This window comes from Candidatus Eisenbacteria bacterium, assembly GCA_005893275.1.
Classification (GTDB): Bacteria; Eisenbacteria; RBG-16-71-46; order SZUA-252; family SZUA-252; genus WS-7.
This window is the reverse complement of the sequence record VBOW01000068.1, coordinates 14,935-30,542: the sequence shown is the minus strand read 5'-3', so window position 1 is coordinate 30,542 and position 15,608 is coordinate 14,935. Positions and strand designations below refer to the sequence as shown.

At 66.6% G+C, this 15,608-nt stretch carries 11 protein-coding genes and 1 tRNA gene; 2 read left to right on the top strand and 10 right to left on the bottom strand.

The features are described 5' to 3' along the window. Window positions 1-7: 7 nt before the first annotated feature. From E6K76_11205 to E6K76_11190, 4 genes are all read right to left on the bottom strand, one after another. Window positions 8-517: a ferritin gene (locus E6K76_11205; GenBank protein TMQ57185.1), complete on the bottom strand. Its 510-nt coding sequence runs from the start codon at window positions 515-517 to the stop codon at window positions 8-10. A 114-nt stretch (window positions 518-631) separates the two neighbouring features. Beyond that, window positions 632-1,330: a lipid-binding SYLF domain-containing protein gene (locus E6K76_11200; GenBank protein TMQ57184.1), complete on the bottom strand. Its 699-nt coding sequence runs from the start codon at window positions 1,328-1,330 to the stop codon at window positions 632-634. Between the two features lie 26 nt (window positions 1,331-1,356). Further along, window positions 1,357-2,187 (bottom strand): methyltransferase domain-containing protein, encoded by an 831-nt coding sequence (locus E6K76_11195; GenBank protein TMQ57183.1) that lies wholly within the window; start codon window positions 2,185-2,187, stop codon window positions 1,357-1,359. A 124-nt stretch (window positions 2,188-2,311) separates the two neighbouring features. Then, window positions 2,312-5,545, bottom strand: a complete 3,234-nt coding sequence (locus E6K76_11190) for an SAM-dependent DNA methyltransferase (GenBank protein TMQ57182.1) — start codon at window positions 5,543-5,545, stop codon at window positions 2,312-2,314. A 297-nt stretch (window positions 5,546-5,842) separates the two neighbouring features. Between E6K76_11190 and E6K76_11185 the strand changes: the two genes are divergently transcribed. After that, entirely contained in the window at window positions 5,843-7,009 is a 1,167-nt protein-coding gene (locus E6K76_11185; protein ID TMQ57181.1) for a hypothetical protein, read from the top strand. Between the two features lie 30 nt (window positions 7,010-7,039). Here the strand turns inward: E6K76_11185 and E6K76_11180 are convergent. Continuing rightward, window positions 7,040-7,117, bottom strand: a tRNA-Glu gene (locus tag E6K76_11180). A gap of 200 nt (window positions 7,118-7,317) precedes the next feature. On the opposite strand from E6K76_11180, the gene E6K76_11175 reads away from it, so the two are divergent. Next, window positions 7,318-8,484: an acyl-CoA dehydrogenase gene (locus E6K76_11175; GenBank protein ID TMQ57180.1), complete on the top strand. Its 1,167-nt coding sequence runs from the start codon at window positions 7,318-7,320 to the stop codon at window positions 8,482-8,484. A 37-nt stretch (window positions 8,485-8,521) separates the two neighbouring features. Here the strand turns inward: E6K76_11175 and E6K76_11170 are convergent, their stop codons facing one another. From E6K76_11170 to E6K76_11150, 5 genes are read right to left on the bottom strand one after another with little or no spacing between them, the layout of a single operon-like run. Further along, window positions 8,522-9,616 carry a hypothetical protein gene (locus E6K76_11170; protein TMQ57179.1) on the bottom strand — a complete coding sequence of 365 codons (1,095 nt, stop codon included), beginning with the start codon at window positions 9,614-9,616 and terminating at the stop codon, window positions 8,522-8,524. 38 nt (window positions 9,617-9,654) lie between these two features. Beyond that, window positions 9,655-10,917, bottom strand: a complete 1,263-nt coding sequence (locus tag E6K76_11165; protein ID TMQ57178.1) for an MFS transporter — start codon at window positions 10,915-10,917, stop codon at window positions 9,655-9,657. A 51-nt stretch (window positions 10,918-10,968) separates the two neighbouring features. Beyond that, a complete protein-coding gene (locus tag E6K76_11160) occupies window positions 10,969-12,216 on the bottom strand; it encodes an MFS transporter (GenBank protein ID TMQ57177.1) in 1,248 nt (415 codons plus the stop codon). Continuing rightward, window positions 12,213-14,189, bottom strand: a complete 1,977-nt coding sequence (locus E6K76_11155; GenBank protein ID TMQ57176.1) for an ABC-F family ATP-binding cassette domain-containing protein — start codon at window positions 14,187-14,189, stop codon at window positions 12,213-12,215. The genes E6K76_11160 and E6K76_11155 overlap by 4 nt, the downstream gene beginning before the upstream one ends. Next, window positions 14,186-15,580 (bottom strand): replication-associated recombination protein A, encoded by a 1,395-nt coding sequence (locus E6K76_11150; GenBank protein ID TMQ57175.1) that lies wholly within the window; start codon window positions 15,578-15,580, stop codon window positions 14,186-14,188. Before E6K76_11150 ends, E6K76_11155 begins: the two co-directional genes overlap by 4 nt. Window positions 15,581-15,608: the final 28 nt, after the last annotated feature.

The window sequence follows — 15,608 nt, the reverse complement described above, 5'->3', positions numbered from 1 at the left end:
TGCCGCGTCACCCCGCCGCGGGCGCGGCGGGCCTGAGCCCCTTGCGCGCGAGATAATCCTCGACGAACAAGAGATTCTGCCCTGCGCGACGGACGATCTTGAGCAGCATGTCCATGCTCGAGACTTCCTCCAGCTGCTCGTTCACAAACCACTGCAAGAACGAGTGGGACGTGTGGTCGTTCTCCTTGCCGGCGAGATCGACCAGGTCGTTGATCTGCTTCGTGACGGTCAGCTCCCAGTCGAGCGAGAGCTTCACCGCCTCCTCCGCGCTCGCGAAGCGCGACTTCGGCGCCGGGATTGCGGGAATCTCGGGAAGGCCGCCCGCGTCCAGGACGTAATTCACGAACTTCATCGCGTGCTCGCTCTCTTCCCTGGCCTGCTTGTTGAAATGCTTGCTCAGCTCGGGGAGGCTCTCGTTGCCGAAATACGCGGCAATCGCGACATACTGCAGGTAGGCGCCGAACTCGTTTCCGATCTGCTTATTGATCGCCGCCACCATCTTGTCGCTGATCAGCATGTCACTCCTCCTCCCCGGGACGGACGGGACCGTCGGAACGTTGTCGATTCATCGAGAGGGGCAGGAGTGTAGCACAGCGGTTCGCGTGCTGCCGGTCGACGCCGCGCCCACCCGCTATCCCTGCGGCAACGCCGCGAGGAACTCCTTCGCCTCGGCGCGGACCACCGGGGCGTTGTGCCCGAAGAGGAGGTCCTGGGCGCCGATCGGTTTGCCGTAATACTCCGCGTTCGCGTCCTTCTGGGGAGCGAGACGCGCGCCCTCGAGCGAGATGCCGGCGAAAAGGCCCTTCGATTTGGCGTACGAGTAGATCTCCGCGTTGAGCTTGAGGTCGGTGCTCGCCTCCCCGCTCCGGCCCAGGGGCCCGGCCGCGACGCTGATCTTTCCACCCAGGGTGAACTTGCTGCTGGTGACCAGCGAGCGCGCGCCCCGCTCGGTCATGAAGAAGAGAACAAGGTCAGTTTTCTCAGCGCCGATCTGCAAGCCCCAGCTTCCCCCCTTGAGCGACACGAAAATCGGCGGGCTCCAGCCGCCCTGACCGTTCCGGCAGCTCATCACGCCTTTCCCCCACCGGGCGCCAAAACCGAGGGCGCCCTTGATCATGCCCGGGATCACGACGATGCACTTGCAGTTTTCCTGAAGCTGTTCGGGCACGCTCCGGTCCGGCGTCGACAGCAGCTCCTGGTACACGGCCTTGGCTTCCAGGAGCCTCTCCCCGAGCTTGGTATCCGCGTCCTCTTTCGCCGGCGATGGGGGCGCCAGCGAAACCAACGCCACGAACGCGGCGAATCCGATCCACCTTACGAGTCCCTTCATGTTCAAGCCTCCTTGCGAGGTCGCGGTTAGGGCCTGTCAAGCGCGGTGGCAACGACCTCCAGAAACTCGCTCTCGATCAAAACGGTGCCGTCCGTCGCTCGGTTGTTTTCCCTAAACAGCGCTTCGGAATCCCGGCGGAAGGCGTCACGACCTTTTGAGTCGAGCGCCTCGAAGGTACGCAGGGTGGGCCCGAAGTACCTCCGGTAGTGCTCGACCGTCTCCGCCTCGTCGAACGGGAGCCGGAAGAGCGCGATTCGACGGGTCATCTTGAGCTCGGAAATACCTTGCCGAAACCGCTCCCGTACCACGGCCTCGTCGCCCCATTGGACGGGCGGCGCCATGCCTTGTGGGGGTGCGACGTACTGACCGCCCAATCGAAACATCTTTCCGGCGAAGCCGCCCGGCGTCCAATTCCCCATCACGATCCTGCCACCCGCCCGGCAAACGCGTTTCAGCTCGGAGGCCACGATGTCGGGCCGGGGCGCGAACATGGCGCCGAAGATCGAAATCACCAGGTCGAACGACGAGTCCGGGAAGGAGAGCTGCTCGGCGTCGCCTTCCTCGAAGCGGATCTCAAGCCCGGCATCCTTGGCGCGCGCCTTTGCCTGCTCGATCAGGTTGGCGGCGATATCAACGCCGGTGACGTCGGCCCTGCGTTTCGCCGCGGGGATCGCCGAATTCCCGGTGCCGCACGCCACGTCCAGCACTTTGGTCCCACGCTTGATGTCGAGGCGGGCCACGATCTCTTCGTTCGCCTCCTCGACAAGGCGGGCGACAATCCCGAAATCGCCCGCGGTCCAGGTACTCCTGAGACGCTCCTTGAGAGCATCCACGTCTGATGGAGCCTTCGTGTCCATACGGTGCCTCCTAAGACAGTTGGCCGCAGCCAAATAAAAGTGTCCCCAACGGGCGCCGTTACGAACTGTCTCCTCGCCCGGCTCCGCGAGTGGGACGACCTCCGGCTCCCGCTCGCCGCGTAGCTCAGAGCCCGAGCAGCGCCCGGACCGCCTCGTCGATCCGTTCGACCGTCTCGGCGGTGGCCTCTCGGATGAACGCGCGCCGTCGCGCGAGGGACGGCGGGAGATCGCCGCGACCGACCACCCGAGCCGCCTCAGCACGAGCCTCCGCCCCGAGCCGCGCGAGCTTCGCGAGCGCCGGCTTGTTCGGATCGAACAGCGGGATCGGCGCCTCCAGGACCTTCTTGTGGATGTCCCTCTCACCGATCAGCCCCATGCTCTGGAAGGGCTTGATGGCCTCGTCGAGAGCCGGGGCGTTCAGGATGGCCGCGAGGTAGTCCGCCTCGTCTCGGGACCGACATCGCGCCCAGTAGGTCTTGTGATCCACGACGTACCGCTCCGGCAGCGTGTGGCAGTCTACGGCCGCAGCGCTCAGGTTCGATCCCGAGGCGTTGTAGAGCGCGAGGAACCGCGAGCGTAGGCTCTGATGGCTGAGTTCGCGGCTGTAGTCGAGCCGCTGGTAGACCGACTGCCGCTCGGCCTTACCGCGCCGCTTCTCTGCCCAGGTTCGCTCCGCCTCCGCCATCCACTTCGCGGCTTCGCGGTATCCCGAGGCGCGGAGTTCGTTCGCGCTGAGAATCCCGATGCCGTCGTCCTGCTCCTCGATGGGCAGGAACACGATAGGCGGCTCGACGAGCGCGAACGGCAGCAGGTGCTTCGAGAGCGCCGACGTGAACAGGAACCGGCCCTCGATCCGCCCGGACAGCCGGACCTCGTCATACGGCGGCTTCGCGGATTCGGCCTGCTCCGGGTCGGTCTCGGCCCAGTACACGCGCTCCGGATCCACCTTGCCGTTGAGGTCCCTCACACGCACGAAGTAGAAGCTCCGCGGGACGATGGTCGCGCCCTGCCGGAACAGCTTCGCGTAGGGGCTCGCGGGCGCGGCGGCGGCGGACTTCGCGGTCGTCGAGTAGGCTGTACGTCCGCCCATCGACACGAGCTTCGCGGTACGCCTGTTCTCCGCGAGATGCGGCTGAGCCTCCGACCACGGCGCGTCGCGGACGAGGAGCTTCCCCTCGAACTCGACGGCCGGGAGCTTCCCGTACGTTGTCCTCACGTGTCCGTTCGGGTCGAGAGCGACGTGGGTCGCGAACACGACGCATGAGGGGACGTTGAAAACCCGCGACACTTCGAGCAGGTCCCAGTAGCCCTCGAGACGGATCGGGGCGGCGTGCGAGCCGTCGCGGAATTTCGCGTGCTGATCCGCGCTCAGAACGCTGCGCGGCATCACGAAGCCGAGCCGCGCACCCGGACGCCCGAACGTGGATAGCGTGTGGACGAGGAACACCGTCGCAAGCTCCATCTGCGTGATGAGCTTCTGGCTAGTCGGCGCGACCTTATACTCCACCACGGCGCGCCGCTTCACTTCGGCCTGGTAGTCGGTGTCGGTGATGTATCGATAGGAGAGCCAGGGCGGATTCCCGACCACGAAGTCGAACCGCGCGCGGAGCATCGCCGGGCGGTAGGCGTTGCGGATGATGAACGCCCAGATCGAGTTCTTCTGCCGCTTAATGAGGTCCGCGAGTTCGCTCGTGAAGCGCCACAGCGCAGCGACGATCACGTCGAAGTCGGCGCGGCCCGCGAGGACTGGGACGTGGCGGCGCAGGTATGCGTTCAGGGTCTTCTCCGACTCGTTGCCGCCGGCCGCGAGGTCGCTCGCGACACGGGTCGCGGCGTTGATCGCGGGATCGAAGGCGTCGGGGTCGATGACGACCTCCTCGGGTACCGAGACCTTCTTGTCCCCGAACCTGATCTCGTAGCCGGGCGTCTCGAACATCCGCTGCTGCTTCACCTCGCTCGGGAGGAACAGCGAGTCGGCAAGGTAGACCGGGACCTGCACCGGGCGCCTCGCCTGCCGGACGAGATGGCTTACGGCCAGCACGTACGTCGCCCGCGCGATGATGACGGCGAGCGGATGGATGTCGATGCCGACGACATGTTCGAGGACGTTCCGAAGCGTCCCGGTGTCGCCTCGGTTCGCGTGAAGCAGATGCGCGATCGCGGCGCGGAGGAAGCTACCGGACCCGCACGTCGGGTCGATCACGCTGACCCATCCACGCGCGGGGAGAAGCTCACTGACGATCCGCTCGCACAGCCACTCCGGCGTGTAGTACTCCCCGAGATCGTGCCGGTCCTTTGGGTCCACGAGTTCCTGATAGACGCCCTTGAGCACGTCCTCGTCGAGGCGCCCGAGGTCGTAGGTGATGACCTGCCGAAGCAGGCGCTCCCAGACCGGCGCGAGCATCTCCGCCGCCTCACGGCGCCGGACCCACTGGAAGAAGTCATCCTCCGCGAGGTTCTCGACGTTACGGGCACGGAAGAACTCCCCGGCGAGAACGCTGTCCACTTCGGCGCGAAGGCTTCCCCCGAACTTACCGCGAGACAGCGCGCCCCAGACGAGGAACCGCGCCGTCGTGGCCAGGTAGGTATGTTTGAGGAATAGTTCTTCGAGTTCGGCCTGCTTATCGGCACCGCCGACTTGCCCGTACGTGACTGCCAGGTATCGCTGCCAGGTCGCGAACGCGAGTTGCGGCTCCGGAAGCGCGCGGGCGGAGTTCCATACCTCGCGCAACGCGGCCATCGCGTCCGCGAAGGCAGGGCTTGTGGCTCCGAAGTCGTTCTTGAAGCCGTCCGTCGTCGGACGCCTGCCGCCGCCGCCGTAGAGCACGCTGTTGAGCCAGAGCCAGAACTCCCGGAGGGAATCGTCGGAGAGCGTGAGCGTGCGCAGGGGTTCAAGCTCAACATCAGCGGGCCGGGGTGACGCGGGTGCGCCGTCTCGCAGGCGCGGGCGGAACACCTTCCACACGATGCCGTCCGTGGCGATGCAGACAAGGGGGCGACGTGGGCCCCCCTTGTCCTCGCCCCAGACCCCGGCAGCCTGCTCGCGAAGCTGGCCGAGAGCTGTGCCCTCGCTTACCCGGAGTGAGTTCTCGAACTCGAAGATGGCGTTGCCGTGGTAGGCGTCGATCCGGCGGAGAGCACGACCGCGATCCGTCTCGACTCGGACAACCTTCTCGATCCCCTCCGATAGCTGCCGGGTGGCCGCGTCGGGGAACAGCTCGCCGACGAGAGCGAGGAACCGGTGGGTCTTCTGAGCCTCGTTCTTCAGCCCGCGCAGGTCGCGGATGAATCGCTGAAGCGCGCCTCGGGTCTTCTGATCGAGCCCCTCGTGTAGCTTGGCGCGGGTTGTCGCCTCCATGCGGCCTCCCCCCTCGTGTAGACTGGATGAAGAAGGAACTTACCAGAAGCCGAGTGGTCTCAGGGAGGGCATCAGATGGACCCTCGAACGCTCCGCCGAATCCTCGCTGTCCGCCGGCTACGCCGGTCGTGGGCGATGGGCTGGCGCGAGCCGGACGACGGCGCCTCGGTCGCCGAGCTACTGCGAGAGCCTGTGGCGCGCGACCCGTCTGCGCCGCGCGAGTCACCCGCGAGGCCGCCGCGCTCCGAGCCGCTCAAGGGGCCGAACGCACGATGATCCTACGCGAGAACGGACTCCATGGAACACCGGCCACTCGCTGAACCAGTCGGTCTTGACCCCAACCGCTGGAAGCCCTCGGCCCGCCACAGGCTCTTCGCGCGGCTGCGGATGTTCCGGAGGCTGGTCGTCGCCGTGGCCGGCCGCAGCCCGGCGCCGCGGATGTGGGCCACAGAGGACATCGGGCTCGCGCGGCTCGCCTATCGCGTGCGGGCGTGGTGGCGGTGGGCTGCAGCCTTGCCGCTGCCGGCCGCAACGTGCTTCGGTCTGTACTTCCTCGGGTGGCGCCTGGTGCCGATGACAACCAACGTAGATGGGTTGTTGCGCGCTGTTCTTCCGGCCGCGTCGCTCACGTCCGGCCTACTCGCGGCGGGGCTGATGAGCGCGACGGCACAGACCAAGGAGTTGCGGAGGCGCAGAGTGGAGGCGCTGCGGGAGTGTCAGAGGGAGCTTCAACCAATCCGCCGCGCGTTCGACATGCTGGAGACCAACTTCAACAACAGGACGAACAAGGGCGAGCACCTGACCCGCTTCCTGGAATGCGTGCATCGGGTCGGCTTCGAGTGGAGCGTGTACGACGGAAGCGATACGGGCGGCAGGCTGATTGGCGTCCAGAAGATCAGCGACATCGTCGACGCTCTGGAGCAACTGAGCGGAACGTTGACGCGCCCGAAGCACTACCGATATTTCGTGGAGGAGCTAGGCGGCGGCCCGGCCGCCGGTGTCACCAGCCTGCACGACGTGGTCCTGGCCACCTGGCCGGGCGTGATGAACGCGGTGGAGCGCATCCGTCCCGAGGCCGCTGCCACAGGCTCTTGGCAGTCCCTTTCGTTCTGGGAGGACCTCATCAACGACACGCTGGAGTTGGCGTCCCGCGCACGGGAACTCTCGATCGAGATCCACCATCAGAACCTAACTCGTCTACGCGCGATGTTCGCGCATCTCGCGTGGCTGATCGTGGTCGGGGTGGCTGTGCCGCTCGTCGCTCTCGCGTTCCCTGCGATCCCCGCATCGAAGAGAGGTCTCACCTTGGTCGCGGTAGGCGGGATGCTGACTGTGCTCGGAAGCACCCTGGTGCTCCTGTATCGGTGGATAACCAACGTAGGCTGCACGATGAGGGCAGGCTCGAAGTCTAAGCGTGCGGGTCCCTCCCGGACCGGACACGCGGGTCACGCCAGAGCGCGCTGATCGTATAGTCTCACCGGCCCGAAGGAATTGTGGTGTCCCCAAGGGGATTCGAACCCCTGTTGCCGCCGTGAAAGGGCGGTGTCCTAGGCCAGGCTAGACGATGGGGACAACCTCAACGCGTGAGGATTTTAGCGGGAGACACGCCTAAGGCGCGCAAGACTATAACGCCGGTCGCCGCCCCGGTCAAATTCGCCCTCCACGCGCGCCGCCTCCCCGGCAAATCCCCCGTTGCCGGAGCCATCCGCGGCGGCTATCCTCGCTTTTCTAGTCTCGATTTCCCCGCTTCGCGGAACGTTTCCGGAGGATTCATGCAGCGGTTCGACGGCGTCGATTTCCTCGAAATCGACGGCCTCTTCAACGAAGAAGAGCTCGCGGTAAGGGGCCTCACCCGCCAATTCGTGACGGACCGGCTTATGCCCGTCATCGAAAAGCACAACCGCGCCGGGACCTTCCCCATGGACCTCATCCCCGAGATGGCGGAGCTTGGATTTTACGGCGCGAACATCCACGGATACGGCTGCGCGGGGCTCAACAACGTCGCCTACGGGCTCATCATGCAGGAGCTGGAGCGGGGCGACAGCGGGCTTCGCTCGTTCGTCTCGGTGCAGGGCGCGCTCTGCATGTATCCGATCCTGACCTACGGCTCCGACGAGCAGAAGAACAAGTACCTGCCCGAGATGGCGCGCGGAAAGGTGATCGGCTGCTTCGGCCTCACCGAAGCCGATTTCGGGAGCAATCCGTCCGGGATGCGAACGGTGGCCCGCAAGGACGGGGACTCCTACCTCCTGAACGGAAGCAAGATGTGGATCACGAACGGCGGGATCGCGGACATCGCGATCGTGTGGGGGCGGCTCGACGGCGTGATTCGCGGGTTCATCGTCGAGAAAGGGACGCCGGGCTACTCGACCAAGGACGTGCACGGAAAGTTTTCCCTGCGCGCCTCGGTCACCTCCGAGCTCACATTCCAGGACTGCCGGATTCCCCTGAAGAACCTGTTGCCCAATGTCGAGGGCCTGAAAGGCCCGCTCGGCTGTTTGAATCAGGCGCGATACGGTATCGCCTGGGGCGGGATCGGCTCCGCGATGGCCTGCTATCACGAGGCGCTGAACTACGCGAAAACCCGCATCCAGTTCGACAAGCCGATCGCCTCATTCCAGATGGTGCAGGAAAAGCTCGCCTGGATGATTCGCGAGATCACGAAGGCGCAGCTCCTCGCGCTCCAGATCGGCCGGCTCAAGGATGCCGGCCGCGTGCAGCCGCATCACATCTCCCTCGGGAAAATGAACAACATCCACATCGCGCGCGAGATCGCGCGGCTCGCCCGGGAGATCCTGGGCGCCAGCGGCATCACGGACGAATATCAGTGCGGACGCCACATGTGCAATATCGAGTCGGTCTATACCTACGAGGGCACGCACGATATCCACACCTTGGTCATCGGCGAGACCATCACGGGAATCCCGGCATACAAGTAGCCGCCACCGTCCCGCCCGCCGGCCGGCGCCCGCCGGCCTAGAACGGAAAGAAGAACTGAACGAGGTACTCCTGGTAGTTCCCGAGCAGCTCCTCGTGGTGATCCCGAAACGATAATTTGGCCTCGGTGAACGGCACGGGCGCCACGTCCGCTTCGATCAGCCAGCGCCTATAGAGATCCCCCGATACGCCCCGGTTTGGCTCCAGATAATCGAGCTTGCCGCGGACATTGATCCCCCGCGCCACTCGATAATCCACCTCCGCGAAGGCGGCCCAGAGATTCTTCGTGCCGCCGAGCGGTGCCTCCTGGGTTCCCCCTGCATACTCGCCGATCGCGGTAAATTTTTGCCACGTGCTCATCGCGTAGAGGCCCCAACGGTCCTGCGTGGTCCGCAACAGCTCGCGATACTGGTGGAATCCCGAAACGCCCCCCCCGAGCCGCTTCCCGCTCATGCCGACTTTGCCGGCGAGGGTCTGCGCCCGCTCGGGGCTGATGGTTCCCGAGCCGTTCGTGAACGAGAGCTGGCCGAAGTACCTCGAGCCGGCCGCCCCGACCTCGAGCCCGGCGTCGTCCTTCTGCGAATCATAGGGAAGGAAGAAGGGAACGCGGACATAGGATGTGTGGTCGTCCTGCCTCAACCCGAACGGAAGGCGAAACCGCCCGAGCTTGGCGTAAAGACCGTGCGGAAGCCCGTGGATCAGGCCGTACAGCTCGCGCGCCTGGAACTCATCCGGGTCGATCGTGATCCCGCGGCTCATGACCATGGTCAGGTAATCATGCGGGGTAAGCGCCACGTTGAGCTGCCCCTGCATGGGGAGAAAGGTCGAGGTCGCAAGCGTCGACCCGCCGCTCAAATGCGAAGCAATGTAGAGGAGCCGGGTGTCGACTCCGATCGAGACCCACTCATTCAATCGGGGATCCACCGTCACGTTGGCCCACTTCGCTTCCGTATCGAGACCGTGGCGATTCTTGCAGTAGAGAAAGCCGAAATCGTTCCGCATCCCGCCGCCGTTCGGGTCGAAGTGACACGAAACGCATGTCTTCCCCTCGCGCGATGCGTAGAGGGGCAGCGCTCCGGCGCGCGGCGCGGACGCCATGGCCAGCGCCGTCAGCGAGAACAAGGTTGATCCCAAGACGCGCATCCAACGACCTGAGGACCGAACCGCGGGTATCATGTTGCCTTCCCCCTTCCTGCGAGTGAGTAAGCCGGCTCCCTCAACCGGAACAACGCAAGGTACAGAGCCGCGACGGAGACCGCGAGCCCGACGCAGGCGACGCTCGAGAAGCCGAACCGGTCGATGAAGCTCCCCCCCGACCCCGCGACCAGCGCCACCACGGGGGCGGTGATCGCCGGGATCGCGCCCAGCCACGCCGTGTTGTCCTCGTGCGGGCAAAACGCCATCGAGAGATTGAACTGCGCGAGCCGGTCCGTCACGATGTAAAGACCGGTGGCGAACGCGGTGACGTAATAAGACGCTGGATGCGATCCCCAGATCGCCACGGCGAGCCCGATCGTAAGCGAGACGACAGACACGATCGAGACCTTCGCGTATCCGAAGCGGTCCCCCACGATTCCGGTCAGGACGCTTCCGATCATCTGTCCCGCCATGCACACCGCGGTGAAGATCGCGGAATCGCGAGCCCGCAATCCGAATCGCCTCTCGGCGAAGACCGGATAGTAGGAGATGAGGAGCCATCCCCCGACGGTGAGCAGGACGATCGCGAGATAGACCCGCACACCGCCCCGATCGGAGAGCACCTCGCGCATATGGCGGATCACCGTCGCGACAGCCTGGCCCTGCGGGACGGTGGCGCCAGGGTCCTCCACCACGGGGAGAAAAAAGAAGGCGCCGGCGGTCATGGCAATCCCCGCGACGAGAAATCCGAGGGCGTAGTTCTGAGGAAACGGCAGCGCGCTGGAAAGAATTCGATTCGCGATCCAGCCGCCGATCACCCCCATCAGGGTCTGGAAGAAGAAAATGATCCCGAACGAGGTCGCGCGAAGCTCGGGGCGCGTCACCTTCCCGATGAAATTGATCCAGACCGGAATGAAAAGCCCCATGAAGCCCCACGCCGCACCCCACAAGACCAGGAAGACCGTGATGTCGAGCCCGGGGCTCCGCCGCGCGCCCATGCCGAACCAAAACGCCGCCAGCACCCACGGGATCCCCGCGGCGGCGTGAAACAGGAATACCGCCTGCTTGCGGAGCGGAAGGTGGCTCGTGAAGTGGGAGCCCAAGGCGCCGGGCAGATACGCCATGAGCGTCCACACCGCCGGAAGCGCGCCCAAAACCGTGTTCGAGGCGCCCAGGTGCGAGAGAAAAACGGGGACGATGGCAACCACCGAAATGAGCGCCAAGGAGAGGCCCCAGAACGCCTCCACGCACAGAGCCCAGGCGACGTTTTTCCAATGGCGCTCGAGGGGAAGCGTCATGGCGGCGGAGACTAGCAGGTCGTTCCATACGTCACAACGAGGGCGTGGGCGCTACCGCACGCGGTACACGAGCGTGGCGCCGATCGCCATCATGAGGGCGGCGTAGCCGAATCCGAGGAGGGGATTGGCGAGCCAAAGCGCCCCTACGACGAGGCTCGAGACCAGGTCGCCGGCGCCGTTCACGAGACCGAGAACGCCGAACGCGGTCCCGCGCGTTTCCTCTGGGGCAAAATCGGCGGTGGCGGCTCCCTCGAGGGTGTCTTCCACTCCCGCGACGATGCCCGCGAGGGCGAACACTCCCGCGAGCACGCCGATGTCGTCGATTCCCCGCGCGAATACGATCCCCGCCGAGATCGCCATCACGGCGCCCACCCCGTAGCCCAGCGCGAGGAGCCCGCGGCGACCGATGCGGTCGCTGAGCCAGCCGACCGGAAAAGGCGTCACCGCGTAGAGAACGTTGTGCACCACGAAGAGGAGCGCTCCCATCGCCGCCGCTTTCATGGGCCCGTGGCTCGGCGCGAGCACGTGCGCGGCGCCCATGATGAGAAGCGTGTGCGCGAAGTCTCCGGCGCCGAAGATGCCGACGCCCACGAGGTAGCGGCGGAACGCCCGCGGAAGACCCCGGAGGGTGGCCAGAAAGCGCGGCACATTCGGCCTCGCGCCCACCCGCTCGGTCACGAAGGCCCAGACGACAAGGCCCGAAAGGACGCCGGGGATGACGGAAAGCAGGAACACCCAGCGGAAGGGATCGGTGGGACGGCCGTCCAACCTCGAGGCGAGCCACGGCAGCGCCGCCGCCGCGAACAGCGGCCCGAGCACAGCTCCCACCGTGTCCCCCGCCCGATGGAACCCAAAGGCGCGGCCGCGGGCCTCTGCCGGCACGGATTGCGTGAGGATGACGTCGCGCAGCGGTCCCCGCGCGCCGCGGGAGATCCAGCCGACCGTCCGGGCGCCCAGGATCGCGACCCAGGAATTCGCGAGCGCGTAGACGCCGGTGGAGACGCCGGTGATGAGGTAGCCCGCCACGACGAACGGCTTCCTCCGGCCCACGAGGTCGGAGATCCAGCCTGTGAGGAGCTTCACGGAGCTGGAGGCCGCATCCGCGATGCCCTCGATCGCACCCAGCGTGACGGGCGGGGCGCCGAGCGCGGCGAGGAAGGAGGGCAGCGCCGCGGTCGCCGTTTCGTGCCCGAGGTCGGAGAGAAAGCTCGTGACGGCGAGCGCCCAGACGTTGCGGTTGAGCCAGCCCCCGGGAGCTTGCGCCCCGCCGGCGTGCGGGGACGGCTCCGGTTCCCTCACTCCGCGATCTCCACCCAGCGCGCGAGCAGCTCATCGAGCTGGGAGCGGGCGCGGCCGTAGTCCTCGCTCGCCACGCGCAGCGCGGCGAGATCCCCTTTGGCCGAATCGTCCTCCATCGCGGCGGTGAGCTCGGCGAGCCTCTTTTCGAGGACCGCGATCTCCGCCTCGAGCGATTGCTTTGCCTTGCGGCGCTTTCTCCGTTCCCGCTCGGCCCGGTCACGCTCCGCGCGCTCGCGGGCGCGCGATTCCTTCGTGGATCCGGGCGGGGCGGTGCGCGCGGGCGCCTTCGGCGCCGCCGGGGCCGCCGCCGCGCCCCGCGCCGCGCCCGCCCCTGCTCGGGCCGCCGCCTCCCTCCGCGCCTCCGCCGCTCGTTTCTCGCGCGCTTCCGAGAAGGTACCGCGATACGAGCGCGCCTCCCCCGCGTCGAGCCATAGGATCTGCGTCGCGACCGCGTCCAGGAAGTACCGGTCGTGCGACACGACGACCAGCGTTCCATCGTAGGCCTGGAGCGCCGCCTCGAGCGATTCGCGCGAGGCGATGTCGAGGTGATTGGTCGGCTCATCCAGAAAGATCAAGTTGGGCCCGGACCAGATCAGCCGGGCCAAACCCAACCGCGTGCGCTCGCCGCCGCTGAGCGTGCCCACCTTGCGATGCACCTCGTCGCCGCGGAAGAGGAATCCGCCGAGGAAATTCCGGACTTGGACCTCGTCGGTCGTCGGTCTCAAATCCCAGAGCGTGTCGAGGACGGAGGAGGTTGGAAGCAGGGCCTGGGCCTCCTGATCGAGCCCCCCTTGCGTCACGCCGGCTCCCCACTCGATCGTTCCCTCGAGCGGCGCGAGCTCGCCGTTCAATACCCGCAAGAGCGTCGTCTTCCCCGCCCCGTTTCCGCCGACGATGCCGAGCCTGTCTCCACGCATCAGGTCGAGCGAAAGACCGCGGAACAGCGCGCGCGATCCATAGCCCATCGTGACGTCGCGGGCCGCGATGACGTGGGAGCCGGAACGCGAGGCGCGTAACCGGTCGAACGTCGCGACCTCGTCCGTCTCCCCCCTCGGCCGCTCGAGAGGACCCTCACGCTCGAGGCGCTTCCGCCGGCTTTGCGCCTGCTTGGTTTTCTGCCCCGCGATGTTTCTCCGGATGAATTCTTCCTGCCGCTCGCGCTCCTTCACGTCCAGGGCGTAGCGCTTGGCCTCCTGCTCCATCCGCGCACGTTTCTTGCGGGCAAACTGGGAGTAGTTCCCGGCGTGCTGCTCGAGCCCGCCGTGCTCGATCTCGGCAACCGACGTGCAGACGCGATCGAGGAGGGTCCGGTCGTGCGAGACGAGCACGAAGGGATCGCTCGAGCGGGCGAGGAAGTTCTCGAGCCATTCGGTGGCCGCCATGTCGAGGTGGTTCGTGGGCTCGTCCAGGAGAAGGAGATCGGGCGCCGAGAGGATGAGCCGGGCGATCGCGACCCGCCCCTTCTCGCCGCCGCTCAGGGTCCGGAGCGGCTGCGCCCACAGGGGTCGTCCGACACCCAGGCCCTCGAGGATCTCCTCCACGCGGCTCTCGATCGAGTGGCCGCCCATCCTCGCGAAGTGATCGTGGAGGTGTCCCAGCTCGTGGGCGAGGGCCGTCAGCTCTTCCGGAGGCGCGTCCCCGCGCCCCAGAAGCTCCGCCCGGACCGCCTCCTCGCGCTCCATCAGGAGGAGCAGCTCCCGGAAGGCCCCGCGCGCGTACCCGAACGCGGTTTCCTCGCCGTCGGGCGCTACCTGCTGGTCGAGCATCGCGACGCGGACGTGGGGTGAGACCGACCGGGTTCCTCGCTCCGGTTGGACCGTGCCGGCCAGAATGCGGAGCAGGGTCGTCTTGCCGGTGCCGTTTCGACCGACCAAACCGATGCGCGCCTCGTCGCCGGCGCGGAACGAGAGATCCTCGAACAGGGTGCGGGCGCCGAATCCGTGGGTGACCCGGTCGAGGCGGACCAGGATCATCCGGACGGCTTCCCGCGCCTGGGGCCTCGAGGCGGTCCCTCGGGTCCGGCCCCGCCGCGGCGTCTCGCTTTCTCCGCATTCAGGCGCTTGAGCCTCTCCACGAGCTCGGCCTCCTGGCCGCGCGGAACGCCTTCCCAGTAGCGGACGTCTTGAAGCTCTTCGGGAAGGTAGCGCTGGCCGACGATCGCGTCCTCGTAGTCGTGGGCGTACTCGTAGCCCTTGCCGTATCCGAGGCCTTTCATGAGCGGCGTGGGGGCGTTTCGGATGGAGAGCGGCACCGGGTACGGCGGCTTCTCCAGCGCGTCACGCGAGGCACGCTCGTAGGCAAGGTAGACCGAGTTGCTCTTGGGCGCGAGCGCGAGATAGACCGTAAGCTCGGCGAGGGCGGTGTTGCCCTCCGGCATCCCGAGAAAGTGCACGGCATCTTTGACCGCGACCGCGAGCCGAAGCGCCTCGGGATCGGCGAGACCCACGTCTTCGGAGGCGAATCGCATGAGCCTTCGCGCCACGTAGAGCGGATCTTCCCCCGCCTCGAGCATCCGCGCGAGCCAGTAGAGCCCGGCGTCGGGATCGCTTCCGCGGAGACTCTTGTGGAGCGCCGAGATGATGTTGAAATGCTCCTCCCCCGCGCGGTCGTACGGGAGCATCTTCCGCTGGGCCGCCTCGCGCACTTCCATCTCCGTAAGGGCGCGCGCGCCGGCGCCCGCCGCGATCATCGCGGCGCCCTCGAGTATGTTGAGCGCGATCCGGGCATCGCCGCCGGAGAGCCGCGCGATCAGCTTCAGCGTCTCCTCCGCGACCTCGGGCGGATGCGCCCCCAGGCCCCGTTCCGGGTCGGCGGCGGCGCGCTTCAGGATCTCCACGATCGCCCCCTCCGAGAGCGCGGGCAGCACGATGACCTGCATCCGCGAGAGGAGGGCATTGATGACCTCGAAGGAAGGATTCTCCGTCGTGGCTCCCATGAGCACGATCGTGCCGTCCTCGACGTGCGGCAAGAACGCGTCCTGCTGTGCCTTATTGAAGCGGTGGATCTCGTCGACAAAAAGAAGCGTGGCCACGCCGCGGGCCTTCTTCTCCAGGCGGGCGCGCTCGATCACCTCGCGGACTTCCTTGACGCCCGAGGTGACCGCGCTGAACGCGACGAAATGGCTCCCGCTCGCCCGCGCGATGAGGCGCGCGAGCGTGGTCTTGCCCGAGCCCGGCGGACCCCAGAAAATCACCGACGGAAGCTCTCCTCGCTCGACCGCGCTCTTGAGAAGGCTTCCGGGCCTCAAGAGCTCCTCCTGACCGAGGAATTCCTCGAAGCTCCGAGGACGCATCCGCTCGGCGAGAGGGGGACGCTTGGCGCGGCGCCGCGACTCTTCCGGAAAGAGGTCCAGGGGCTCTGTCATGAGATCGGTGTCCGCGGAGCCGGCGTTC

Coding starts and splice junctions, on each gene's coding strand:
- E6K76_11185 (TMQ57181.1), top strand. CDS start 5,843: ATGGAACACCGGCCACTCGCTGAACCAGTCGGTCTTGACCCCAACCGC.
- E6K76_11205 (TMQ57185.1), bottom strand. CDS start 517: ATGCTGATCAGCGACAAGATGGTGGCGGCGATCAATAAGCAGATCGGA.
- E6K76_11190 (TMQ57182.1), bottom strand. CDS start 5,545: ATGGAGGCGACAACCCGCGCCAAGCTACACGAGGGGCTCGATCAGAAG.
- E6K76_11195 (TMQ57183.1), bottom strand. CDS start 2,187: ATGGACACGAAGGCTCCATCAGACGTGGATGCTCTCAAGGAGCGTCTC.
- E6K76_11175 (TMQ57180.1), top strand. CDS start 7,318: ATGCAGCGGTTCGACGGCGTCGATTTCCTCGAAATCGACGGCCTCTTC.
- E6K76_11150 (TMQ57175.1), bottom strand. CDS start 15,580: ATGACAGAGCCCCTGGACCTCTTTCCGGAAGAGTCGCGGCGCCGCGCC.
- E6K76_11155 (TMQ57176.1), bottom strand. CDS start 14,189: ATGATCCTGGTCCGCCTCGACCGGGTCACCCACGGATTCGGCGCCCGC.
- E6K76_11165 (TMQ57178.1), bottom strand. CDS start 10,917: ATGACGCTTCCCCTCGAGCGCCATTGGAAAAACGTCGCCTGGGCTCTG.
- E6K76_11200 (TMQ57184.1), bottom strand. CDS start 1,330: ATGAAGGGACTCGTAAGGTGGATCGGATTCGCCGCGTTCGTGGCGTTG.